Source organism: Nocardia paucivorans NBRC 100373 (assembly GCF_000308675.1).
GTDB lineage: Bacteria > Actinomycetota > Actinomycetes > Mycobacteriales > Mycobacteriaceae > Nocardia > Nocardia paucivorans.
Window position 1 is genome coordinate 15,311 of sequence record NZ_BAGE01000018.1, and the last position, 24,048, is coordinate 39,358.

A 24,048-nucleotide genomic window follows, 5' to 3' on the forward strand; every position below is an offset into this window, starting at 1 on the left:
ATGACTCAACTGCTCTGGTCGGATGCTCTCGACCCCGATACCGCCGCGCGGGTGCGGACCCTCCTCGCGCGAGCTGCCGACGCGGACGGGGTGGCGGCGGTCTCGGAACAGACCATGCTGTCGTTGCGTCATCCCGGTGCGGCCCGTCACGTGGTGGCCGTGCGCGGTGAGGAGGTCGTGGGCTATGCCAATCTCATGGCGGCGCGCGATGGGCACCCGGCGATGGCCGAGGCGGCGGTGGACCCGGACGCGCGCGGACGGGGTATCGGCACCGAACTGGTGGGTGCGGTGCTCACCGCCGGCGGGGCCGAGGCGCGGATCTGGGCACACGGTAGATTGCCGGCGGCCGAGGCGGTGGCCGCCAGGCTCGGGTTGAGCGCGGTACGTGAGCTCTGGCAGATGCGACGCGATATAGCGAATACCGAGCTACCGTCGGTGCAGGCGCCGGCGGATATCGTGGTGCGCACCTACCGTGGGCCGGCCGACGACGCGGAGCTGCTGCGGGTCAACAACGCCGCTTTCGACTGGCATCCCGAGCAGGGGGGGTGGACCGAACACGATCTCGAGCTGCGTCGCGCCGAACCGTGGTTCGATCCCGACGGGCTGTTCTTGGCCTTCGACAGCGCGAACCCGGAGCGGTTGCTCGGTTTTCACTGGACGAAGGTGCACGAGACGGAAAACCCGCCGGTGGGTGAGGTTTACGTGGTCGGGGTCGACCCCGGCGCCCAAGGGCGGGGGTTGGGCAAATTGCTCACCCTGATCGGTCTGCGGTACCTGCACGCTCGCGGCCTCACCGAGGTGTTGTTGTACACCGAGGCCGACAACACCGCCGCGGTACGCACCTATCAGGGATTGGGATTCGCTCCGGCGCATATCGATACGGCGTACGCCGCGCGCCGGTGACCTGCGGGGTCGACCGCGCGTGGAGGAGATCGGCGCTTACGGTTTCGGGAGAGCGCGACCGGGCGAGGGACGGGTCGTCGGAATGGAACTCGGTGCCCGATGGGCGGCCGCAGATTAACAGGGCGGCAAATATCACACATATCGGACGCAATAGCGCGATCCTGTTCACCTCACGTTCACTTTCCCTGGTCCAGCCGGCTACCGAGGGAACCTAGGTTGGTTCCGGGCGGTTCCGAACCGCCCGGTGTGCGGGTTCTACGAACACGGCCACCGCAGAGCTCGTTCGGGCCGGTGAGGGACCGGACGGGGAGGACGTACCCGGAGGACTCAGTGAAGTTCAAGCGCAGCAGCGCACTCGTCGGTGCGCTGGCCGCCGGCGCCATGACCGCCATGACATTGGCCGCATGCGGTAGCGATGACAACACAGCCGCGGCCGGCATCGCCGTCAACCCCGAGATCCAGTGCGGTGGGAAAGAGGCGTTGAAGGCCAGTGGTTCGTCGGCGCAGGCCAATGCGATGACCCGGTTCATCCTCGCCTACCAGGTCAACTGCGATGAATTCAAGCTCGACTACACTTCCAGCGGCTCCGGTGCCGGTGTGAAGGAATTCATCGGTGGCCAGACCGATTTCGGCGGCTCCGACTCTCCGCTGAAGCCCGCCGAGGTCGCCCAGGCCGCCGATCGCTGTGCCGGCGCGCCTGCCTGGAACCTTCCGACCGTATTCGGTCCGATCGCGATCACCTACAACATCGACGGCGTCACCGACCTCGCGCTGGACGGCCCCACCGTGGCCAAGATCTTCAGCGGCGCCGTCAAGACCTGGGACGCACCGGAGATCAAGGCGCTCAACCCCACCGCACAGCTGCCGGCCGAGCAGATCAATGTGATCTTCCGCAGCGACGAATCCGGTACCACCGACAATTTCCAGCTGTACCTGAACACCGCGTCCGAGGGCGCCTGGGGAGATCGCGGCGTCGGTAAGACGTTCAAGGGCGGGGTCGGCGAAGGCGCCAAAGGCAACGAGGGCACCTCGGCCGCCGTGAAGAACACCGAGAACTCGATCACCTACAACGAGTGGTCGTACGCGAAGAAGAACGGCCTCTCCGTCGCCCGCATCATCACCTCCGCGGGCCCGGAGCCGGTCGAACTATCGGTCGAAACCGCCGGTAAGGCGATCGACGGGGCGAAGATCAAGGGCAAGGGTCACGACATGGTTCTCGACACCACCTCGTTCTACAACCCCACCGCCGCGGGTGCCTACCCGATCATCCTGCCCACATACGAGATCGTGTGCTCCAAGTATGGGGACGGCGCGACCGCCACCGCGGTCAAGGCGTTCCTGCACTCGGCCATCAGCAACGGTCAGGAAGGTCTCGAGGTGGCCGGGTACATCCCGATCCCCGAGAAATTCAAGGCCAAGCTGAGCGCCGCGATCGATGCCATCTCCTAGAAGCGGTCCCATGACTCTGCACGACGATGTGACCACCTATGGGCAGTCGGATTCGACTACCCGGCAGGTGGCCGGAGATACTGCGCGCATGCCCAGCACGGTCAAGGCCGAAGCCGGTGTTCGGAAAGCCGGTTCGGACAGATATGGCGCACACCACAATCGGGCCGAGACGATCTTTCGTTCACTGGCCGTCGCCTCCGGCGGAATTATTGTCGCCGCGATCGGCCTGATCGCGCTCTTTCTCCTGATTCGGGCGGTGCCCTCGCTGGCGGCGAACGAAGCCAACTTCCTCACCACCACCGAGTTCTCGACCACCGACGCCGACCATCTGCGGTTCGGTATCCGGGACCTGTTCACGGTGACGGTGCTCAGCTCACTGCTGGCATTGCTGCTCGCCGTCCCCATCGGTATCGGAATTGCGCTGTTCCTCACGCATTACGCGCCGAAGGCGCTGGCGCGCCCGTTCGCCGCGGTCGTCGACCTGTTGGCGGCGGTTCCGTCGATCGTCTTCGGTCTCTGGGGCATCTTCGTCCTGGCGCCGAAGCTGGAACCGGTCGCTCGGTTTCTCAACGAGAATCTCGGCTGGTTCTTCCTGTTCGCCGATGGCAATGTCTCGATGTCCGGCGGCGGCACCATTTTCACCGCGGGCATTGTGCTGGCGGTGATGATTCTGCCGATCATCACCTCGGTTACCCGCGAGGTGTTCGCCCTGACCCCGCGGATGCATATCGAGGCCGCCCAGGCCCTCGGCGCCACCAAATGGGAAGTCATTCGTATGACGGTGTTGCCCTACGGCCGCAGCGGTATGATCGCCGGCTCCATGCTCGGTCTCGGTCGGGCGCTCGGCGAGACCATCGCGGTGCTCATCGTGCTGCGTACCGCGGCCAAGGCGGGTAACTGGTCACTGTTCGACGGCGGATACACCTTCGCCTCCAAAATCGCCTCGGCCGCGGCGGAATTCAACCAGCCGCTGCCGACCGGCGCATATATCGCCGCCGGCTTCGTGCTTTTCATCCTGACCTTCGTGGTCAATGCACTGGCGCGCGCCGCATCCGGAGGAAAGGTCAGCGCAGGATGACCACTACGACAACCGCGACATCGAAATTCGATCGCCCCATCAAGGCGCCGACCTTCCGCGAGGTGAGCACCGCCCGGAAGGTGAAGAACTACCTGGCTACGGGCATCATCTGGGCCAGTTTCGCGGTCGCCCTGGTACCGCTGATCTGGGTGCTGTGGGTGGTGGTCGGCCGCGGATTCAAGGCGATCACCTCCACCGACTGGTGGTACAAATCGCTCAACGGTGTATTGCCCGAACAGTTCGTCGGCGGTGTCTACCACGCGATCTACGGCACACTGATCCAGGCCGGTATCGCGGCGTTGATCGCGGTGCCGCTCGGGGTGATGGCAGCCGTCTTCCTCGTGGAATACGGGGCCGGCAACCGGTTGGCCCGTCTCACCACATTCATGGTGGACATCCTGGCCGGTGTGCCCTCGATCGTGGCCGCCCTGTTCGTCTTCGCGCTGTGGATCGCCACATTGGGCATGCCACAGAGCGGTATCGCGGTCTCGTTCGCTTTGGTCCTGCTGATGTTGCCGGTGGTGGTGCGCAGCAGTGAGGAGATGCTCAAACTGGTGCCGGACGAACTGCGCGAGGCGTCGTACGCGCTGGGTATCCCCAAGTGGAAAACCATCCTTCGGATCGTGGTGCCGACGGCACTGCCGGGCATGATCAGCGGAATTCTGCTCGCGGTCGCCCGAGTGATGGGTGAGACGGCACCCGTACTGGTACTGGTCGGCTACAGCCGTTCGATCAACTTCGATGTGTTCGACGGCAATATGGCCTCGCTCCCCTTGCTGATCTATCAGGAGCTGAGCAACCCCGAAGCCGCCGGTGAAATGCGGGTGTGGGGTGCGGCCCTGACGCTGATTCTCATCATCGCCCTGCTGTACGCGGCCGCCGCGGTGGTCAACCGGGTGCTCATGCGGAACCGATAAACCGAACGGAAACTGACACATGGCCAAGCGGATCGACGTCAAAGATCTCAATATCTACTACGGCAAGTTCCAGGCGATCTCGGATGTATCGTTGACGGTTCTTCCGCGTAGCGTGACCGCGTTCATCGGTCCGTCCGGTTGCGGTAAGTCCACCGTGCTGCGGTCGCTGAACCGGATGCACGAGGTGACCCCCGGAGCCCGCGTGGAGGGTTCGGTTCTGCTCGACGGTGAGGACATCTACGGCGACCGGGTCGACCCCGTCGGTGTGCGGCGCACCATCGGCATGGTGTTCCAGCGGCCGAATCCGTTCCCGACCATGTCCATTCGAGACAATGTGGTGGCCGGGCTGAAATTGCAGGGCGTGCGCAACCGGGCCGAACTCGACGAGGTTGCCGAGCGCTCGTTGCGCGGCGCCAATCTGTGGAACGAGGTCAAGGACCGGCTCGACAAACCGGGAGGTGGGCTGTCCGGCGGTCAGCAGCAGCGACTGTGTATCGCCCGCGCCATCGCGGTATCACCCGATGTGTTGTTGATGGACGAGCCCTGTTCGGCGCTGGACCCGATCTCCACCCTGGCGATCGAGGATCTGATCACCGAGCTGAAGCAGGAATACACCATCGTCATCGTCACCCACAATATGCAGCAGGCCGCCCGGGTGAGCGATCAGACCGGATTCTTCAATCTGGAAGCCCAGGGCAAGCCCGGCAGGTTGGTCGAGATCGACGATACCGAGAAGGTTTTCTCCAATCCGTCACAGAAGGCGACCGAGGACTACATCTCTGGTCGCTTCGGCTGACGCCGGAAGAGAAGGGCCCGCGCGATCCGCGGGCTTTTCTCGTTTCCGGGCCGTGCGGCCCGACGATTATTCGTCGCTGTCCTTTTCCGGCGGCAGTACTCCGGTGACGAGGAAGATCACACGCCGGCCGATGGAGACGGCGTGGTCGGCGAACCGTTCGTAGTAGCGGCCGAGCAAGGTGATATCGACGGCCGCGGCCACACCGTACTGCCACTCGCGGTCCATCAGCAGGGTGAACAGGTGCCGGTGCAGATCGTCCATCGCCTCGTCGTCCTGGTTCAGCTGCGCCGCGCGTTCCGGATCCCGGGTTTCCAGCACTTCCTGGGCGGCGGAGCCCATACCTACCGCGATTCGGCCCATCTCCGCGAAATAGCCGTTCACGGCCTCCGGCAGCGCCGGGTTGGGATGCCGCCTGCGGGCCACTTTGGCGACATGCAGGGCGAGCGCGCCCATTCGGTTCACGTCATTGACGATCTGGATCGCGCTCACCACCTGCCGGAGATCACCCGCCACCGGCGCCTGCAACGCCAGCAGGGCGAAGGCCTTCTCCTCGGCATCGGCGATCATCTCGGCAATCCGGTCGTACTCGCTGATGACCTGCTCGGCCAGGGCCAGGTCGGCCTGGAGCAGGGATTGGGTCGCCCGTTCCATGGCCGAGCCCGCGAGACCGGCCATCTCACCCAGCAGGTGGGCGAGTTCGGCCATTTGCTCGTTGTAGATGACACGCATGAACCAGAACCCTAGTTCGCTCCGCTGACCAAGTCACCAACAACGAGTGAACAACCCCTTGGTGAACACGGCCGGTCGGTCGAGGTCAGGCACAGGGGTCGTCGGCGGCGTTGACGTGCTCCAAGTCCTCGGGCAGTTCCACCAGCGCGCTGCTGGTCGGCGGCATCTCGGTGATCGTATCGCCGACGGGGGTCGGTTCGTTCACGATGCCCTGATAGTTCTCCCCGAGAACCACCTCGACGATACCGCCGAGCGTGTCGTCGACCTCCACCGTCACACCGGGAATGGCGCTGGCCACGGTCGCCGCCTCCGCCTCGTGACCGCTCGAATACCGGATCTTGGTTTCGGTCGAGTTGCCTTCGGAGTAGTTGTCGGTGTTGTAGATCGAGAAGCCGACATTGCTGAGTTCGGCGGCGGCGGTCCGCGCCGCACCGGTGACCCCGGATCCATTGGAGACCAGCAGGGAGACGGTGCTGGGATCGACGGCGGTGTATTGCGGCGCCGGTGTCGGCGTGGCAGGGGCGGTATTGGCTGCCGCCGCGGGTGGTTTTTCACCGGGCAGCGGTTGGTCGTCGCGGATCGCGCGGAAGATCGCCTTGATATCGGATTCGCGCGGGATCTCGTTGCCGTACGAGTTGGTGCCCGCCGTGGGGATGGTGAGGAAGGTCACGGCGCCGGCGTCCAGCCCCTTCAGCGAGCGGCCCAGGGTGAGCAGATCGTCGGTGGTGACCTTGTCGACGAAGGTCGCGTCGCGGAAGGCCGAGACGAAGCCGTTCAGTTTGACCGGGTCGAACATCACTCTGCTGGACAGCGCGCCGCGCAGCAGAGAGGCCAGGAAACGTTGCTGTCGGGCGATCCGATCGTAGTCGCTGCGTTCCTCACCATAGACATGCCGGGCCCGCACATAGTTCAGCGCGGTCGGACCGGTGATCCGGTGCCGTCCCGGTTCCTCCAGGATGGACCCCAGGACTCCGTCGATGAGCGGCCGCGAAACACACACCTCGACGCCGCCGATCTTGTCCACCATGGATTCGAAACCGGCGAAGTCGATACCGATGAAGTGGTTGATCGTGCTGCCGGTCATTTTCTGGATGGTGGTGACCAGGCATTTCGGTCCGCCCACGGCGTACACGGCATTGAGCTTGTCGCCCACGGCCGCGGGATAGGTCTCGTCGAGATAGTCGGAGCTCTCGTTGTCCCAGGCCTGGCACTCCGGCCGGCTGACATCCAGGTCGCGGGGAAACGACACCACGACCACGCGCTGCCGGTTGGCGGGAATGTGCACCAGCATGGTGGTGTCGGCACGGGAGCCTTCCGCGTCCTCGACGGTGCCCGCGCCGAGTTCGCCATTGGCGCCGGCACGGGTGTCGGTTCCCACGATGAGGTAGTTCTCGTCGCCGAGCTGGGCCGCCGCGTCGATTACGTTCTCGGTGTTCTCGTCCAGTGCCGAGACCTGAGTGAAGCTGTTGTTGGTGGCCTGTAGATAACTCCAGGCACCGCCGGTGACCAGAAGTGTCACGGTTGCCAGGAACGCCACCACCCCGCGCCCGACCATCCGCAGACGGCGGTATCGGACCGGCTCGTCCCCGGAGTGGGATTGCCGTCTCCTACCGACGGGCTCGGGGGCGGCGAAGTGTTCGACGGTCGGCCATCCGCTGGTATTGGTTCGGCCGACCACGCGGGTGGCGTCATCGCGGGTGGCGTCATCATCGATGGGCGGGAGGACGTCGGTGACCTCTTCCGGTTGCGCCGCCGCGGCGGCACCCGCCGGGGGTGGGGCGACGCTGTTGTCGACCATCGGTGCGATCTCCGTTGCCGCGGTGGCGGCGGGTTTACGCCCGGCCGGGCCACCGCGAGGTGTGCTGTTCGGTTGCCGGACGGGCTGGGGGGACGATTGCGATTCGGTATCGGGATGGGGTGGCGCCTCGGTTCGAGGGGGCTCCGGGGCGGGCCGCCGCGTTGCCGGACCGGAGCCGGCTGCCCCCGGTGCGGGGCGGCGAACCGCGGTCGTCGGAGGGCTGTCGGGGGGCTCGGGTCGCTCCGTGGACAGTGGCGGCCGATCGGGCGGGGTCGGGGCGGCACCCATGCCGACCGGTCGATCGTCGGCTCCGGCGTCCCGTCGGACCGGCTCGGATCGACGCGCGGTCTTGGAACGCTCACCCCGTTCGGGCGAAGGGCCGCCGGAACCACGTCCGCGGCGGGTGGGCATACCGACGGTCGGTGTCGCGGTGGTATCCGCTCGCCGGGCCGGCCCCTGGGGTTCGCCGTTCGGGCCGGGCTGCCGCGAGGGTCGGCCTTCCGCGGGGCGTGCGGCGGAGTCGGGGCGTCGCCGTTCCCGTCCGTCCGGCCGCGCTACCGGACCGGTGGCGGGCCTGCCGGTGGCGGCGGATTGCCGGTCGGTGGAACGCGATTGCCGTTCCCCGGAGCCGGATGGGCGGTCTTCGGGGGCGGAGTGCCGGGATGCCGAGGCGCCGCGCCGGGGTGCCGGATCGGCTCCGTTCTCGGCCGCGCCGCGCCGGGCTGCGCCGGGTTCGTCGCGCCGGCGGGAGATGCGTTCACTGTCCACCCGGTCGACCAGATCCTGGACCCGGACCTGGCGGGTGGGTCGATCGGCGGAAGAAGAGTTGTTCCGCCGTGGCCGCCGGGAGGTACGGGCGCCGTCTCGTTCGGGGGATTCCGTCGTGGGATGCCGCTCCCACGAGGCTCGACCTCCGGGCCGTGGCGCACGCCCGTGCCGATCGTCACCCACCAACGAACCTCGTTTCCATTCCTCGCTGCCATCTCAGCCGGGGGTCTATCGGGTTATATCGGCTGGACGGATTCCGCAATGATAACGATTACGCCACTATTGGCCACTCGGGTAGTCCGCACGCGCAGATGCTGAAAAATTGCCGGGCTCGGGAGAAACTGCTCATCTGCCATTCGAAGCAGACCATACTGCCGGCCCCACCCGGGGCGGATTCGCCGCGCGGGGCCGGTCTCGAAATGGGGTAAATGCTGCGGCCCATCCGGCCGAGGTATTACGAAATCCGGCTCAGCCCCCGCTGTGCATGACATCGGCCGCCGTCGGAACGGCGGGATCCTCCGGATCGTCCAACCATCCGTGGGGCAGCGAGACTTTTCCAGGGGACCCCTGACGCCCACGCGGGCCCTGTGCATCCCGAGGGAACGGTGCGGTGGGATCGAGTCGACCGACCAGATCCGCGAGCTCGTTCAGTCGAGAAACGGTGGCGAAGGCACGGCGCAACTCGGCCCCGACCGGGAACCCCATCAGATACCAGGCCATGTGTTTACGCAGATCGCGCATGGCCTTGTCCTCACCGTAGTGGTCGGTCAGCAGCGCGCCGTGGCGGAGCAGGATCTCCCCCACCCGCCCCAGGTTCGGGGGTGCCGGCAGGGGGCGGCCGCGTAACGCGGCCTCGAGTTCGGCGAACAGCCAGGGCCGGCCGAGGCAGCCACGACCGACCACCACGCCATCGCAGCCGGTGCGGTCCATCATTCGCACCGCATCGTCCGCGGAGAAGATATCGCCGTTGCCGAGCACCGGAATGGTGGTGACCGCTTCCTTGAGTCGGGCGATGGCGCTCCAGTCGGCCTTGCCCGAGTAACGCTGGGCGGCGGTGCGGGCGTGCAGAGCCACGGCCGCCGCGCCTTCGGATTCGGCTATTCGGCCGGCGTCGAGGTAGGTGAGGTGGTCGTCGTCGATGCCGATACGGAATTTGACGGTCACCGGAACACCGGCGGGCTCCGCGGCGGCCACCATCGCCCGGACTATTCGGGCGAACAGCGCCCGTTTGTAGGGCAGCGCCGCTCCGCCACCGAGGCGGGTGACCTTGGGCACCGGGCAGCCGAGGTTGAGATCGATGTGATCGGCCCGGCCTTCGCCGACGATTATGCGCACCGCCTCGCCCAGGGTGGCCGGATCGACCCCGTACAGCTGCATGGAGCGCGGATGTTCGTCGGCGTCGAACGACATCATGTGCAGCGTTTTCTCATTGCGTTCCACCACCGCCCGGGCGGTGATCATCTCGCAGACATAGATGGAGGTGGAACTACCGAACTCGCGGCACAGCTTGCGGAATGCCAGATTCGTGATGCCGGCCATCGGGGCAAGCACCACCGGCGGGTCGACCGGATACGGTCCGATCCGCAGGGCTGCCCCCACCTCACTAGTCATCGTCACGCCCACCAGTGTCTCATCCGTCGGCCGGGTGCCCTCGGCCGACGGGTCGCCGCTCGGGCATGGATGAGCCGCACATTCGGTGCCGGTGGGTCCGGTTTCCACGCAACACCGCGGTGCCACGCGATGCGCTACCCACACGTAGGGGACGAACAGGCCGGGGCCGGCGTGACAAGGGAGCACCGTGGTGTCGCCGTGAAAAACAACGCCCATACCCCGGGTGTGTCGGTAACCCGGGATATCAGCGGTTCGGATTGTGGTGGCCGGGCCGAACGATATGCCCGGTCGATGATCAGCTTGCGGCCGAGGCCAGCTCGCGCTCGCGCTTGGCGGCCTCGCGGGCGAGCATGCGGTCGCGCTGCTCTTCGAACTTGACGACATCCTTGGACAGTTTCTCCAGGAAGTTGCCGAGCCGTTCGCGAGTCTGCTCACCGCGGGCGGTGAAGTCGGTACGACCGAAGACGTTCCACTTCTTCAGCACCGGCTGTACGACTTCCTCCAGATGCTGACGCAGGTCGTAGATACCGTGCTTGGCCATCAGCACACCGTTGCGGCGGAAGTTGGGCATCCCGGCGCCGGGCATCTGGAAGTTCTCCAGAATCAGGGTGATGGCCTCCAGGGCCTGGTCGGGGCACAGGTCCAGGGCAGCACCGCACATATTGCGGTAGAAGATCATGTGCAGGTTCTCGTCGGCCGCGATGCGCTGCAGCATCCGGTCGGCGATGGGATCGTTGCAGGCCTTGCCGGTGTTGCGGTGCGAGACCCGTGTGGCCAGTTCCTGGAAGGTCACGTAGGCGACCGAGTGGAGGAACCCGGCATCGGCATCGGCGGGTGAGGCGAAGCCGTTGGTCATGTGGACCATGCGGGCCTGTTCCAGCGCTACAGGGTCGACACCACGGGTCACCACGAGATAGTCACGGATAACGATGCCGTGCCGGTTCTCCTCGGCGGTCCAACGACCGACCCAGGTGCCCCAGGCGCCGTCCTGAGAGAAGTTCTCGGCGATCTCGCGGTGGTAGGAGGGCAGATTGTCCTCGGTGAGGAGGTTGGTGACCATCGCCGCCTTGGCGACATCGCTCAGCTTCGACTGCTCGGGGTCCCAATCGATGCCACCGAGTGCCGCGAAGTTGCGACCTTCGTCCCAGGGGACGTAATCGTGCGGATGCCATTCCTTTGCCAGGGACAGGTGTCGGTTGACGTTTTCTTCGGCAACCGGCTCCAACTCCGTAAGCAGTTCGAGTTGAGTCAGATCCCTTGCCATGTAATCAAGCCCTTCATCTGTTGCGGTCCTGCGGGTCGTCCCCCTCGGGTAGACCGTTGCGATGCGGCCATACCTTACGGCACCGTAGGTGTGATGCGAAACGCATCCCGCCGATACGGAAGCGGTTTGGTGCACATCACATAACTGTCGTCGATATCCGGTGCCTACATGCGAGTGTATGGCCTCGGACCCGTCACGGATCTATCGAAGTTGCATTACGGCTCGTTATCGAGGGTGGTTCGTGCCACATTCCCCTCGGGTGGCGTGCGCCTTCAGTTTCTCGAGCGGTGGCCGGGGCAGTGGTAACCACGTAACAATCTCGTGAGCACCCCTCCCGCGTGTCTGTCGGGTCCCACCTGTCCGGCCAGGTAGGCCAATACGATGGGAGCGAGGAGCGGCATGAGTCCGGCGATCGTCTCGCGGCCGCCGGTGCCCTCCGTTTCGCCCAGCGCGGTGATCACGAGAGGTTTCTCGGGGCCGAACACCTTGTCCAGGATCTTCCCACCGTCGGTGACATCGACCCGATTCAAATCTACCGCCCCGGAGCCGTCGACCAGTTCACCGTGTCGGGCCAGCGCGCCTGTCAGGGCGGCCGCGCCGTCCGGTCGTAGTGCGTTCGACTGTAGGCCGCCGAGCAGGGTGGGTACGGCAGTGCGTACGGCGGTGGCCGTGGTGGCCGGGTCCACGCCGAGGCGGCCGGCGATCTGAGGTACGGGGATCTGCGCGAACAGGTCGTCGAGGGAGGTCATCGGCTCCGGGGGTCGCAGGAAGTCGAACCGGATCACAGTGAACAGTCGAGATTCTGGCAGAGGCCGGGTGAAACGACAACGGGCGTCCGGTGGGTACCGGACGCCCGTCGGTGCCCCCACCAGGGCTCGAACCTGGGACCTGCGGATTAAAAGTCCGTAGCTCTACCAACTGAGCTATAGGGGCGTGGGAGCACAGTGTAGTGGGCGATGGCGGTTTCCGCGTAATCGGGGGAGGTGGAGACGATCGCTCGTCCGGGCTCGGCCCGGTGGGCTCGCCGATGGGGCGATGCGGAAAGGTTTGCTGTGGGCGGGATGTCGGTGTCGGGCGCCTTTGGGGAACATCCCATGAGCAGGATACTATCCAAATATGTTGCATACCAATGCTTTTGACCTAGTGGAGGTGAGGGCTGTGGGTGGTCGGCCGCGGACCGGGGTGAGGTCGGTTTCGTCGGTTGGCGCGGTCCGTGCCATGGGTCCTGTCGGGTGCGCGCCGCGGCATATTCGTCACATGGCGCGGTATCGCGGGTGAAAGACTTCACCTACCAGGGATTTCAGCTGATGTAGTGCGGTGATCAGTGTAATTGCCGCAGATTTGCCATATACGGTTCGGTGGTGGTCGGCTAATCGACTCCACCGGTTTGCCGCGTGTCGGTCGGGGATTCCAGGTACGGTGACTAGTCGGTGAATTCGGGGTTTCGCACGGGTCTACGCCGCGGGAGGCACATCGGGAGCGACGGAAGCGCGATAGGTGTTTGCCCGGATGCGCACCCCTTGCGGCGCATCCGAGCAGGGAAATCGTACCAGCTGGTGTGGTATCGGAATTCGGCACGTTTCCGTATCCAAAGGCGCAGAAAGCTGCGAAAACCAGACTGGGCATACAGATAAAACCGCAAAATTCGCGCCATCGATCCGTTCTCTCATGTGGTTTGGGTCGGTGGCGGGCGACCGATGAGAGGAATTCATCGGTCGCACAAGGTTTCGGAGGCGTTTCGAGCATGGCACGGCAACAGGAGCGGGCCCGCCGGACCCGGGCGGCGATTATCAAGTCGGCCGCCGTTGAGTTCGGGAAGAGCGGCTACGCCGCGGCTTCGCTCAACCGAATCTTGGAAGGGTCGCGAGCCACCAAGGGTGCGATGTACTTCCATTTCGATTCCAAGGAAGATCTGGCACGGGCCGTACTCGATTCGGCGATCGAGCGCTACCGGCACTCCGTGGAACGCTGGCTGGCCCGGGTCGACCTCGGTCCGCTGGACATCCTGCACGGGTTGCTCGACGAGATAGCGCTGCGGTTGGAGCACGACATCGTCGTACAGGCCGAATTCCGGTTGATCATCGAACCCGGATTTCAGCGAGAGGCGCAGCACGGCGGCCGGATACTCGCCGGGGTCATCCGAATGCTCGCGGTTCGTGCCGTCGAGCATGGGCAGCTGCGCGCCGACGCCGATCCGGACTCCTTCACCCGTACCCTCACCGGCGCGTTGGTGGGTCAGCGCTACATCATCGACCTGATGGGCAGCAGAGCGGAACTGCGGGCCAGATTCACCGAGGCATTGGAAGTGGTGGTTCAGGCCATGGCGACCTCCGAGTGGGTGGAGAAGTTCCGGTTACGCGGTTGGCGCGCCGCCGCCCGGTTGGAAGACCTGGGTTTAGCCCCCTGACCAGCCGGTTTGGGAAACCGGTCCGGTCTGGCATAAGCTATGCGAGCTCCCAACGGACAGCCGTTGAAAGCCGGTCCGGAGGAATGCGGGACGAGCCCCCTTCGTCTAGCGGCCTAGGACGCCGCCCTTTCAAGGCGGTAGCGCGGGTTCGAATCCCGTAGGGGGTACTGCCTACGAAAGTAGGTACACAGAGCATGGCCCTGTGGCGCAGTTGGTTAGCGCGCCGCCCTGTCACGGCGGAGGTCGCGGGTTCGAGTCCCGTCAGGGTCGCCAACAAACGCCGGAGAAATCCGGCGTTTCCCGTATGGCATTCCACACCGGGTGCCTGCGGCCAGGTAGCTCAGTTGGTACGAGCGTCCGCCTGAAAAGCGGAAGGTCGCCGGTTCGATCCCGGCCCTGGCCACCTCACGAAGAGCCGTTCCGGTGTAGGTCGGGACGGAAATCCGGGTCTGTGCCCGTTCGGCATACGCAGTACTCATCTTCTCGAATCCCCGAGCCCTGAAAAGGGGAATTGCCGTGTCGGCGGAGTCATTGGCATGGTTCTCGTGCACCAGGCCTCGCTCGACCAAATCCCCGCTCGTGACGAGGACGGGCCCCGATGACGCGAACTACGACCGCCGGGCGGTCGTAATCGGGCTGCTCACCCATGACCCGAGGCCCTCCGACGCAGAGTCCCTCCGCCATCTGCTGCGGCAGGGGATCGCGGTGCATGCGGCCGGGCGGGGTTCGGCCCCTTTGGGCCTTGCCGCCGTCGCGTCGGTGGGTATGGGGGAGGTTGCCGATGTGCGGCGCTGACGCGGTCTCTGCCGGAGTTTGTCGGTCCGTGGGATCGGCCACGGGCGGTGCCGGCCGAAAAGTAAGCGGCGGGTCGACGGTTCGATAGCGGCCGACTCGGGAGCGTGGTGTTTCTCACGCGCCGGAGATAGTGGGATGCTGAGGTATGGCCGAGCGCTGGTACTACTGCTTGAAGCACAATCGGGCCGAACAGGGGCGGCAGTGTTGGTTCCGGGACCGGATGGGGCCGTACCCCGATCGAGCGACCGCGGAGCGTGCCCTGGAGATCGCCCACGAACGCACCGCGCGCCAGGATGCCGAGGATCGGGCCTGGCGGGAAGGGAGCTGATCGGACGGCCGGGTAGGGTGGGCATCGGACGGGGTCGGCGCGATACGGCCCGGTGCGCTGAATTCGCGGGGAGACGGTTCGGCTACCGTTCACGAGAATCAGAACGAATGCTCGTGGCCCGCGTACCGGCCGGCGGGCGCGACCAGGTGAGCAGGGAGGGCGACCCTTGAGGGTTACCGTTGTTGTGCCGACCTATAACGAGCGGGACAATCTGCCGGTGGCGGTGGAGCGGCTGATGGCGCTTCCCGTATCCGACCTGCACGTACTCGTTGTGGACGATAATTCGCCGGACGGCACCGGAGAGGTCGCCGACAAACTGGCCGCCGATATGCCGGAAATCGTCGGGGTGCTGCACCGCACCGAGAAGGACGGTCTCGGGCGCGCCTATGTCGCCGGAATCACCCGTGCCCTGGACGAGGGTGCCGACGTGGTGGTGCAGATGGATGCCGATCTGTCCCATCCCGCGGAGGTCATTCCCGCCATGTTGGAGGAACTGGAACGCACCGACGCGGGTGTCGTCCTCGGTTCCCGCTACGTGCCGGGCGGTTCCACGGCCGAGGAATGGAAGTGGTATCGCAAGGTGCTGTCGGCGTGGGCCAACTTCTACGTCAACCTGATCCTGCGACTGGGCGTCAAGGACGCGACGGCGGGGTTCAAGGCGTGGAAGGCCGAAACGCTGCGCGCCATCGATGTGGCCTCCATCCGCAGCAACGGTTATTCGTTCCAGGTGGAGATGAACTACCGGACGAAGAAACAGGGCATCGCCATTGCCGAGGTGCCCATCCGTTTCGAGGAACGTACCCTTGGCGCGTCCAAGATGAGCCTGCAGGTGCAGTTGGAGTCGGCGCTCATGCCGTGGAAGCTGCTCTTCGGCCGTTCCGTCTGAACCGGCCGGTGCTCAGCACGGCCAGTCGCGCAGCGTATCCAGGAATTGCCGGCGCACCGCGTCGACCTGCTCGTGCATATCGTTCGGGTCCCAGTCGGCGACATCGATCGGCGGCAGAATCGCCACCTCGACCGTGCCGGGGCGAACGATCATGGAATTGCGCCGCACAACCTCACCCGCGTTCCGGATCACCACCGGGATGACGGGCACCCCGGCCCGGCGGGCGATATGGAAGGCGCCCTTCTTGAACGGGCCCGGCTGTGGGCTGTAGGAGCGGGTGCCTTCGGGGGCGATCGCTATCGAGAGGCCCGCGCGCAGGGTGTCCACCACGGGGGCCAATGCCTCCTTGGCCTTGGCGGTATCGGCCCGGTCGATGAAAGTGACCTCGACGAACCGCATGAGCGGGCCGAAGATCGGGTTCTTGACCAGCTCCTTCTTGGCGACGGCACTCACACCGCCGCCGAGCACCGCGGGCACGACGATCACATCGAACTGGCTCTGATGATTGAAGATGAATACCGCCGGGCGAGGCGATCGGGCGTATCGTTCGCCGACCACCCGTATCCGCACCCCACACAGCCGCAGTGTCGCCGCGGTGCCGTATTTCATCAGGGCGTCGGCCATCGGCCTGCGTTTGCGGGTGTAGGACTTCACCACGATCCCGAACAGCGCGCCGAGGAGCAGTCCGGCGAATCCCAACAGGGTTCGGATATAGGCGACCGGCGAGGGCGCGGTTCGGGGGCGCACCTCGGGTCGTGGCCAGCCGTGTTCGATCGCGGCTGCGGCGAGTTCGGGGTCGGGTGCCACGACGACCGGCCGTCCGACCACCGACAACAGCGCGAGATCATCGGCGCTGCCGGTGTAGGCGAAGCTGCGGTCCGGCTCGATACCGTGTTCGGCGGCGAATTCGGCGACGGCGTCGGCCTTGTTCCGATGCAGCAGTACCCGACCGGCGGGGCGGCCGGTGAGCCGACCGTCGACGACTTCCATCCGGGTACCCAGCGTTCGGGGGATACCGAGCGCCTCGGCCACGGGAGCCAACTGGAAGTTCGTCGGCGATCCGACCAGCACCACCGTGTGTCCGGCCGCCTCGTGTTCCCGGATCAGCCGCCAGATCTCCGGATACAGCAGTTCATAGGTGCGGCGGAACAGCTGCCGGCCCGCCGCGTCCAGTTCCTCCTCGGTACGGCCGGCCAGCAGGGTTTCGGCGCCGCGCAGGAAGTGTGCGTAGTCGCCGTCCCGGCGGATACCGTCGAGCAACAGGCCGGTCAGGACCTGCTTGCGGGAGCGTCGTATCCGGGGGACGGCCCGGTTGTCGGCGACCGCCGAGAAATCGAATACGGCCGCGATCCGGGGTCCGCTCGGTGCCGCTCGAATGGTGGCGACCAGCGTTTCGATATCGGTCGCCTCGCCCGGCGAAGCTCCCGGGTGTGAGTTTGCGGTGTTCGGGGAGCCGACCTCGCAGGCCGGGGTGCGGGTTTCCCGCTCGGGTGCGGTCACGGTTCCTCCGTCGGGACGCGGTTGGACGGGTCGAGCGTCGCGACCCGGGATATGCGTTTGCCGATGTCCCGGAGCCGTTCGGCGAATTCGATCCGTCGTGCGGCGAGTTCGGCCCGCGCCGCGGCGGATTCGGGGTCGGCGGGTTCGAGCAGTTCATAGTTGTCGGCGAGTTTGAGTGCGCTGGTGAACAGCTCGGTCGATACCGATTCGGGGCTGTGCAGCCGCTGTTGCAGCAGCATCTGTTTGCCGACGGAGACGCATTCGTCCACGAATTTCCGGTGCTCGATCTCCTCGCTCGGATCTCGGGCCGCCAGACGCTCGGCCACCACCAGTTGCGCGTCGAAGAAGGCGCGCAGCACCCGGTGCGCCATCAGGAAACCGCTGCCGGTCAGAGCTTCCAGAACCTCCGTGCTCAGTGTGTCGCGGCTACGGGAGAGCCAGCCGGGGTCCACCAGCAGCATCTCGGCATTGATCTGCCGGGCGAATTCCGTGCGTTCGGGAAAGAAGAACTCGAATTTCAGCAGGTCACGGAGGTGGAACACTTCCTCCCAGCCGCGTTTGAGGGCATCGGTGTCCGGGCCGGACGCCGTTCGGTCGATGCGGGATTCCTCTGTGGTCTCTACCACGCCGAGAATGGCCAGTTCCAGAATCGCCCGGTTGATGAACCAGTGCACAGCGCTGTTGCGGTAGAAGGCGGCCTCGAGATGGGCGCCCGGTTCGATCGAGTACACCGGTTCGAGACCGCCGCGATAGACGGTCACCACCCTGGCCAGCGCCAGCTGTTCCAACACCACGGCGAGGTTCTGCTCGTCGCGCAGGGCCTCCACCGCGCCGCGCGGCAGATCGCGGCGTTCGATATAGGACAGCACCGGGTCGAGCAGGGCGCTCACCTCGCGTAGGGTGAGCGCTCGGTCGTTCACGCCGAGCAGGACCAAAGTGACCAGGGCATTGACCGTGACGGGGGTGACCTCGTTGATGCCCACGGCCACATCGAAGGCGAGTCGCTGCACCGCCCGGCGTTCCAGTTCCGCATTGCCGTCGTCCGGTTCGTGCGCCACCGCGCCGACGTGCCCGGTGGAGTCGGTGTGGTGCAGCGGGATGGTGACCGGGGACGGGGTGAGTGGGTCGCCGTAGGCGGCGAGCCGTTCCCGGGCCGACAGCGGGGTCCCGAACCGGACGTAGACGCTACCGGCCGAGTGTTGTTGGCTGCGTATGTATCGGGCCAGCCAGGTCAGGCCTTCCGGTTTCTTCCGGCCGCCGACCTGTTCGTGGGCGATGGCGCCCAATTCGTTGAGCCGCTCGTAGGTGATCGAGACGGGCACCAACAGCACATCGTCGACCCGATTTCGGCGTACCGCGGCGGCCAGATAGTTCAGGAGTCCGTAGCGCGGCGGGCGCAGCTTGCCGGTTCGGGTGCGCCCGCCCTCGAAATACCATTCCAGATTGAATCGTTTGGCCAGCAGGTAGCAGAAGTACTCCTCGACCACGGCCTTGTACACCTCGTCGTCGCCGAAGCTGCGGCGAATGAAGATGGTGCCGGTGCGTCGGGCGATCGGGCCTATCGGCCAGAACCGCAGATTTGCTCCGCCCACCACATGATTGGGTGGGAAATCGTTACGGGCCAGCACATCCCCGAGCACGAACGGATCCACATAGGACCGATGCGAGGGCAGGAAGACCAGTGGGTGGCGTCGGTTGAGCTCGCGTAGGGCGGCCAGGCCGGAATCATCGCTGTCCACCTTCCAGGTCGACGCATGCACCGGTCGCATGGCCTGGGTGAACAGATCCGAGATCAGTCGGCTCTGCGCGGCGACGAGTTCCCGCAGCGCCTTCTCCGCCCGGCGGAACACCTCCTGCGGTTCCATTCCGGTTTCGTCGGCGATCATGTCGAGGCGGCGCAAGAACTCCGTGGAGTCGAGTATTTCCTCGACGACCAGCCGCGGCACCTTGTATCGGTCGCCGATCACGGTGCGCTCCGCACGCTCCAGCGCCACCACTGCGGCGCGCACGATGGCCCGGGCGAACGGTTCGGTGGTGCCCGCCGTGTGTAGGGCGGCCGCTTCCGGGTTGTTGGCGCGTAATTCGCTCAGGCGGGCGGGGCTGCCGATGAGTATCCGGTGTCGGCTCGGCGCCCGGCCGATCAGTCTGCGCTGGGCCAGCCGGTTCGGCTTGCGGGGATTGGTGAGCAGGGCGAGATCGGTGAAGGTGACCCGCCGGACCCCGTCGCGTTCCGGAGGCAGCCACAGCACCCGAACCGGTAGTACGAGCGGATCGTCGGTGCGTGCGGTGAGACGGGTGGCGATCGCATTCGCGTCCAGGTCGAGTTGGGTGACCGGGGCGGTGATACCGAGTTCCGCCGTGAGTCCGCCGTCGGCGAGCCATCGGCCGATCAGTTCGCGTTCCGCGCTCGATGTCGCATCGACCAGGGCAACGACCGACTCGGGCTGCGTTTCTCCCGGCGTGTGGGCGGGTGCCCCACCGCGATGATCGATCATGGCGTTCGGCCTCCCGCGTGTAGACGACCCTTCTATTCAAACGCGCCGAACGGGATGGGGGCACCGAACCGGACGACGTGAGTCGAATTCGTGCCGTATGGCGAGAATCCCCCACTTCTTGAAGGTAATGCTAACCTTACTTTTCATATTTAGGTCAGGGTAACTTGGAGGATCGTTGTCGAGCACGGATGAGTACTTGCGTGTTGAGTATGTGACCGACCCGGCGGCAGCGATGTCTCGGCTCGCGGGGGATGAGCGGTTCGGCGAATACGTCGTATACGAACGGCCGGGGGAATGGGTTTTCGCCGCGGACCCCATCGGCGGTATCGAACTCGACGTCGACGAACTGCGAGTGACCTGGGAGGGGAAGACCACCGGTGTCCCGTGGGACGGCAGCCCCGCCCAGGTGATGGACCGGACCTTGGCCTCATTGCCGTTGCGCGGCCGTAATGTCTACGGCTGGGTGGGATTCGAGTTCTGCGCCTGGGCGCTTGATGCCACCGCATATCTCGGGCCGCGGACCGTATTGGCGCATGTGATGGTTCCGCGCATAGAGGTGCGCATAGGGGTCGACGGTGTCCGGATCGACGGTGCCACACCGGAGGAGGTCGCCGAGATCCACGATCTGATCGCCCGGTCGCAGGAGCTACCGTTACCGCGGCCGTGTCCGGTGGACACCCGCGTCGATCCCACCGGGTATCGGGAACGGGTGGCCAAGGCCATCGAGGAGATCCGGGCCGGTCGATACCAGAAGGTCATCCTGTCCCGGAAGGTCGATCTTCCTTTCGCGGTGGACATTCCGGCCACCTACCGACTCGGCCGGGCCAACAACACACCGGCGCGGTCGTTCCTACTGCGGCTCGGTGGGTTGGAGGCCGCCGGTTTCAGTCCGGAACTGGTGGTGTCGGTGGACGACGAGCGGGTGGTCACCACCGAACCGCTGGCCGGTACCCGGGCGTTCGGACTGGGTGCCGCCATCGATATGGCGGCCCGCGCCGACCTGGTCTCCGATCCGAAGGAGATAGTGGAACACGCGATATCGGTGCAGACCTCGTTCGCCGAGATCGCCGCCGTCGCCGATCCGGGCACCCCGGCGGTTTCGGATTTCATGGCGGTGCGGGAACGGGGAAGTGTGCAGCATCTGGCCTCCACCGTGCGCGGTCGACTGGCCGCCGATCGATCCTGCTGGGATGCGCTGGAGGTGCTGTTTCCCTCGGTGACCGCCTCGGGTATTCCGAAGCGTGCGGGCGTGGACTCGGTATTCCGGCTCGACCACGATCCGCGCGGTCTGTATTCCGGTGCGGTGCTGACGGTTTCTCCGACCGGAGCCATGGAGGCCACGCTGGTCCTGCGCGCGGTGTACCAGGACGCCGACGGTGCGTGGCTGCGCGCCGGCGCCGGGGTGGTGGGACAGTCCCGGCCGGAGCGGGAATTCGAGGAGACCTGCGAGAAATTGGGCAGTGTCGCGCCGTATGTCGTGCGGGCCTGACCTCGATCGAACCCGGCTCGTTCACCCTTGGGCGCGCAATGCCTTCTTGTCGATCTTGCCGACCGCGGTGATCGGCAGGCTGTCCGCTCGGCGCAGGATATCGGGCAGTTTGTAGGTGGCCAGGCCGCGCTCGGTGAGGAACTTCTTGATCTCGGTGAGGGTTGGCATCTGCCCGGTGACCACCAGAACCGCGCAGACCTTTTCGCCGAGCGCGGCGTCGGGCAGTCCGACCGCCGCCGCATGGCGGACGGCCGGGTGGGCGAGCAGATGCTCTTCCAGTTCGTCGCAGGAGATGTTCTCCCCGCCGCGGTTGATCACATCCTTGATCCGTCCGGAGACCACCAGATGGCCGCTGGGCAGCCGGCGCACCAGATCCCCGCTGCGATAGAACCCGTCCGGAGTGAAGGCGCGGGCATTGTGTTCGGGGGCGCGGTAGTAGCCACGGATGGTGTAGGGCCCTCGGACGAGCAGTTCGCCCTCCTCACCGGGGGCGACATCGTTACCGTCCTCGTCGACCACCCGCACCTCGTCGGCCGGGGAAAGCGGCCGGCCCTGGGTCGCGCACACCGTGTCGACAGGATCGTCGAGGCGGGTGTAGTTGATCAGCCCCTCGGCCATACCGAAAACCTGCTGCAGGGTCGTGTTCAGCGCGGGCGCCACCTCGCGGGCGTTCACCTCGGCCAATTTGGCTCCGCCCACCTGCAACAGGCGCAGCGATGAGATGTCGGCCTCCTCCCATTCCACGGCCGCGCACCATAGTTGGGCCAATGGGGGGACCACGGCGGTGACGGTCACCCGGTGCTTTTCGATGGTGGCGAAAACGTTCTCGGGGCTGGGGTCGGTGACGAACGCGAGTGCGCCGCCGGTCGCGATGGTGCCCAGAATGCCGGGGCAGGCCAGGGGGAAATTGTGGGCGGCCGGGAGAGTGGCCAGGTAGACGTCGGTTTCGGTCAGTTCGCAGACCTCGGCGCTTGCGGTCGCGTTGTAGACGTAATCGTCGTGGGTGCGGGCGATCAGCTTGGGCAGCCCGGTCGTACCGCCGGAGACCAGCATCAGCGCGATATCACTCGGGTCGATATCCGGCAGCGAACCGGTGTCGCGGGCCACGGTGTTCAGGTCGGTGAACGAGCCGGCGTCGCCGAGGACCAGGACATGACGCAGGGTCGGCACCGTATCGACGAGCGTGGTGGCGAGTTCCCGGTAGTCGAAACCGACCAACCGGTCGACGATCAAATAGCCGACCGCGCCCGACAGCGTCGCCAGGTGCTCGATCTCGGCGCGGCGGTGCGCGGGCAGGGTGAGCACCGGGATGATGCCGGCGCGGAGCAGTCCGAACAGGACGGTCGCGAATTCGGGCACGTTCGGCAGTTGGACCACCACGCGGTCCCCGGGGGCTATACCCAGGGCGAGCAGACCGTAGGCCATCCGGTCGGCCTCGGCGTCCAGTTCCGCGTAGGACAGGGGACGCTCTCCCAGCACGGCGGGGCGGTCGGGTTGCCGGTGGACGGTCGTGCGGAGCAGATCGCCCAGGGTGCGTCCGGTCCAGTATCCGGCCGCGCGGTAGGCCTCGGCGCTGTCGGTGGGGAACGGGACATAACCGTCGCGGTGGGTACCGGCGGTGGTGGAAGTCGAACTCACGATGGCCTCGCTGGACGGGGTCGATGGACGGATGTGCGCACGTCCGATTCGGATAGGTCACGTCCGATTCGGATAGGTCACGTCCGATTCGGATAGGTCACGTCCGATTCGGATAGGTCACGTCCGATTCGGATATGTTAGGCAAGCCTATCCAATTTCGGTAGACGTGGGGAAACAGGCGGATTTCGCGCCCCGCACAGCCCTGGGACGGAACTAGACTCGCCCCATGAGTGGATGGGGTGTGAGGGATATCCCCGATCAGCAGGGTCGGACGTTCATTGTCACCGGGGCCAACAGCGGGCTCGGCGCGGTCGCCGCGCGGGCACTGGCCGGGGCCGGGGCGCAAGTGGTGCTGGCCTGCCGGAACGTGGACAAGGGACGAGCGGTCGCCGACGAGATCGGCCCGCGGGCCGAAGTACGTCGACTCGACCTGGCCGACCTGGCCTCGGTGCGGGAATTCGCCGCCGGGGTGGATCGGGCGGATGTATTGATCAACAACGCCGGGGTGATGGCGATACCGTTGCGCCGGACGGTCGACGGGTTCGAGATGCAGATCGGCACCAACCATCTCGGCCATTTCGCCCTCACCGGATTGCTGCTGGACAAGATCGCGGACCGGATCGTGACGGTGGCCAGCGGCGCACATGTCATAGGCGCCATCGACCTGGATGACCTGAACTGGGAACGGCGCACCTACCGGCGCTGGGCAGCCTACGGTCAGGCCAAACTGGCGAACCTGATGTTCGCCTACGAACTACAGCGCCGACTCACCGCCGCCGGCTCCACCACCATCTCGGTGGCCGCGCACCCGGGCTATGCCGCCACCGAACTGCAGTCGCATACCGAAACCTTCCTGGACGCGGTGATGGCGCTGGGTAATCGGCTGCTCGCGCAGAGCGCCGAGATGGGAGCGCTGCCCGAGCTCTACGCCGCCACTGCCGCCGAAGTGGAACCGGGCGGCTACTACGGTCCCGTCGGACTGGGTGGGATGCGCGGTAGCCCCGGACGGTCCGGGTCCTCGGCCCGGGCGAAGGACGAGGCGACGGCCCGGGCGCTGTGGGAGCTGTCGGAGAAACTGACCGGAGTGACCTATCGCTTCGGCGATTGACACCTCGGGAATTCACGTGGTTCTGTCACACCCGCGGTGGCCATGTCGTCGTCCTGATGAAAACGATGACAACGGAAAGGAATCAGGGC

The 24,048-nt window shown here is 65.9% G+C and carries 19 protein-coding genes and 4 tRNA genes; 14 read left to right on the forward strand and 9 right to left on the reverse strand.

All coding sequences use genetic code 11. The features are described 5' to 3' along the window. The 5 genes from mshD (at position 1) to pstB (ending at position 5,143) form a co-directional block, all read left to right on the forward strand. The gene (mshD, locus tag ON32_RS02685) at positions 1-903 is read left to right on the forward strand and encodes a mycothiol synthase (RefSeq protein ID WP_051132792.1); all 903 of its coding nucleotides are present in this window, start codon (positions 1-3) and stop codon (positions 901-903) included. A 330-nt stretch (positions 904-1,233) separates the two neighbouring features. Continuing rightward, positions 1,234-2,352, forward strand: coding sequence for a phosphate ABC transporter substrate-binding protein PstS (gene pstS / locus ON32_RS02690; RefSeq protein WP_040788479.1), 1,119 nt, complete (start codon positions 1,234-1,236; stop codon positions 2,350-2,352). An 88-nt stretch (positions 2,353-2,440) separates the two neighbouring features. Continuing rightward, positions 2,441-3,430 (forward strand): phosphate ABC transporter permease subunit PstC, encoded by a 990-nt coding sequence (gene pstC / locus ON32_RS02695; RefSeq protein WP_040788794.1) that lies wholly within the window; start codon positions 2,441-2,443, stop codon positions 3,428-3,430. Next, the gene (gene pstA, locus ON32_RS02700; RefSeq protein ID WP_040788482.1) at positions 3,427-4,347 is read left to right on the forward strand and encodes a phosphate ABC transporter permease PstA; all 921 of its coding nucleotides are present in this window, start codon (positions 3,427-3,429) and stop codon (positions 4,345-4,347) included. The genes pstC and pstA overlap by 4 nt, the downstream gene beginning before the upstream one ends. Positions 4,348-4,366: 19 nt before the next feature. After that, complete coding sequence (gene pstB / locus ON32_RS02705) at positions 4,367-5,143, forward strand: phosphate ABC transporter ATP-binding protein PstB (RefSeq protein ID WP_040788484.1); 777 nt, start codon at positions 4,367-4,369, stop codon at positions 5,141-5,143. 66 nt (positions 5,144-5,209) lie between these two features. On the opposite strand, the gene phoU is transcribed toward pstB, so the two are convergent. The 6 genes from phoU to ON32_RS02735 form a co-directional block, all read right to left on the reverse strand. Next, positions 5,210-5,872, reverse strand: coding sequence for a phosphate signaling complex protein PhoU (phoU, locus tag ON32_RS02710; protein ID WP_040788486.1), 663 nt, complete (start codon positions 5,870-5,872; stop codon positions 5,210-5,212). Between the two features lie 85 nt (positions 5,873-5,957). Beyond that, positions 5,958-7,670: an LCP family protein gene (locus ON32_RS26805; RefSeq protein WP_245550771.1), complete on the reverse strand. Its 1,713-nt coding sequence runs from the start codon at positions 7,668-7,670 to the stop codon at positions 5,958-5,960. A 1,236-nt stretch (positions 7,671-8,906) separates the two neighbouring features. Further along, positions 8,907-10,049, reverse strand: coding sequence for a tRNA dihydrouridine synthase DusB (gene dusB, locus ON32_RS02720; RefSeq protein WP_040788796.1), 1,143 nt, complete (start codon positions 10,047-10,049; stop codon positions 8,907-8,909). Between the two features lie 295 nt (positions 10,050-10,344). Further along, positions 10,345-11,313: an acyl-ACP desaturase gene (locus ON32_RS02725; protein WP_040788487.1), complete on the reverse strand. Its 969-nt coding sequence runs from the start codon at positions 11,311-11,313 to the stop codon at positions 10,345-10,347. A 272-nt stretch (positions 11,314-11,585) separates the two neighbouring features. After that, complete coding sequence (locus tag ON32_RS02730) at positions 11,586-12,098, reverse strand: DUF937 domain-containing protein (RefSeq protein WP_051132794.1); 513 nt, start codon at positions 12,096-12,098, stop codon at positions 11,586-11,588. A 75-nt stretch (positions 12,099-12,173) separates the two neighbouring features. Next, positions 12,174-12,246 (reverse strand) — tRNA-Lys (locus ON32_RS02735). A gap of 811 nt (positions 12,247-13,057) precedes the next feature. On the opposite strand from ON32_RS02735, the gene ON32_RS02740 reads away from it, so the two are divergent. The 7 genes from ON32_RS02740 to ON32_RS02770 all read left to right on the forward strand — a co-directional run bounded on the left by ON32_RS02740 (position 13,058) and on the right by ON32_RS02770 (position 15,729). After that, positions 13,058-13,720, forward strand: a complete 663-nt coding sequence (locus ON32_RS02740) for a TetR family transcriptional regulator (protein WP_040788488.1) — start codon at positions 13,058-13,060, stop codon at positions 13,718-13,720. Positions 13,721-13,814: 94 nt separating this feature from the next. After that, positions 13,815-13,887 (forward strand) — tRNA-Glu (locus tag ON32_RS02745). Positions 13,888-13,916: 29 nt separating this feature from the next. Further along, positions 13,917-13,993: transfer RNA gene (locus tag ON32_RS02750), tRNA-Asp, on the forward strand. A 56-nt stretch (positions 13,994-14,049) separates the two neighbouring features. After that, a tRNA-Phe gene (locus ON32_RS02755) sits at positions 14,050-14,123 on the forward strand. 176 nt (positions 14,124-14,299) lie between these two features. Continuing rightward, positions 14,300-14,515 (forward strand): hypothetical protein, encoded by a 216-nt coding sequence (locus ON32_RS29505; protein WP_040788490.1) that lies wholly within the window; start codon positions 14,300-14,302, stop codon positions 14,513-14,515. 145 nt (positions 14,516-14,660) lie between these two features. Next, positions 14,661-14,843 carry a hypothetical protein gene (locus ON32_RS02765; protein WP_040788491.1) on the forward strand — a complete coding sequence of 61 codons (183 nt, stop codon included), beginning with the start codon at positions 14,661-14,663 and terminating at the stop codon, positions 14,841-14,843. Positions 14,844-15,009: 166 nt separating this feature from the next. Then, positions 15,010-15,729, forward strand: a complete 720-nt coding sequence (locus ON32_RS02770) for a polyprenol monophosphomannose synthase (RefSeq protein ID WP_281032210.1) — start codon at positions 15,010-15,012, stop codon at positions 15,727-15,729. 12 nt (positions 15,730-15,741) lie between these two features. On the opposite strand, the gene ON32_RS02775 is transcribed toward ON32_RS02770, so the two are convergent. Both ON32_RS02775 and ON32_RS02780 read right to left on the reverse strand, forming a co-directional pair. After that, positions 15,742-17,229 carry a 1-acylglycerol-3-phosphate O-acyltransferase gene (locus ON32_RS02775; RefSeq protein WP_245550772.1) on the reverse strand — a complete coding sequence of 496 codons (1,488 nt, stop codon included), beginning with the start codon at positions 17,227-17,229 and terminating at the stop codon, positions 15,742-15,744. After that, complete coding sequence (locus ON32_RS02780; RefSeq protein ID WP_040788493.1) at positions 17,226-19,724, reverse strand: glycerol-3-phosphate 1-O-acyltransferase; 2,499 nt, start codon at positions 19,722-19,724, stop codon at positions 17,226-17,228. The genes ON32_RS02775 and ON32_RS02780 overlap by 4 nt, the downstream gene beginning before the upstream one ends. A gap of 175 nt (positions 19,725-19,899) precedes the next feature. Between ON32_RS02780 and ON32_RS02785 the strand changes: the two genes are divergently transcribed. Then, positions 19,900-21,213: a salicylate synthase gene (locus ON32_RS02785; protein WP_040788495.1), complete on the forward strand. Its 1,314-nt coding sequence runs from the start codon at positions 19,900-19,902 to the stop codon at positions 21,211-21,213. Between the two features lie 21 nt (positions 21,214-21,234). Here the strand turns inward: ON32_RS02785 and ON32_RS02790 are convergent, their stop codons facing one another. Continuing rightward, positions 21,235-22,851: a (2,3-dihydroxybenzoyl)adenylate synthase gene (locus ON32_RS02790; protein WP_040788496.1), complete on the reverse strand. Its 1,617-nt coding sequence runs from the start codon at positions 22,849-22,851 to the stop codon at positions 21,235-21,237. A 226-nt stretch (positions 22,852-23,077) separates the two neighbouring features. Between ON32_RS02790 and ON32_RS02795 the strand changes: the two genes are divergently transcribed. Continuing rightward, positions 23,078-23,959 (forward strand): oxidoreductase, encoded by an 882-nt coding sequence (locus tag ON32_RS02795; protein ID WP_040788497.1) that lies wholly within the window; start codon positions 23,078-23,080, stop codon positions 23,957-23,959. Positions 23,960-24,048 lie beyond the last annotated feature (89 nt).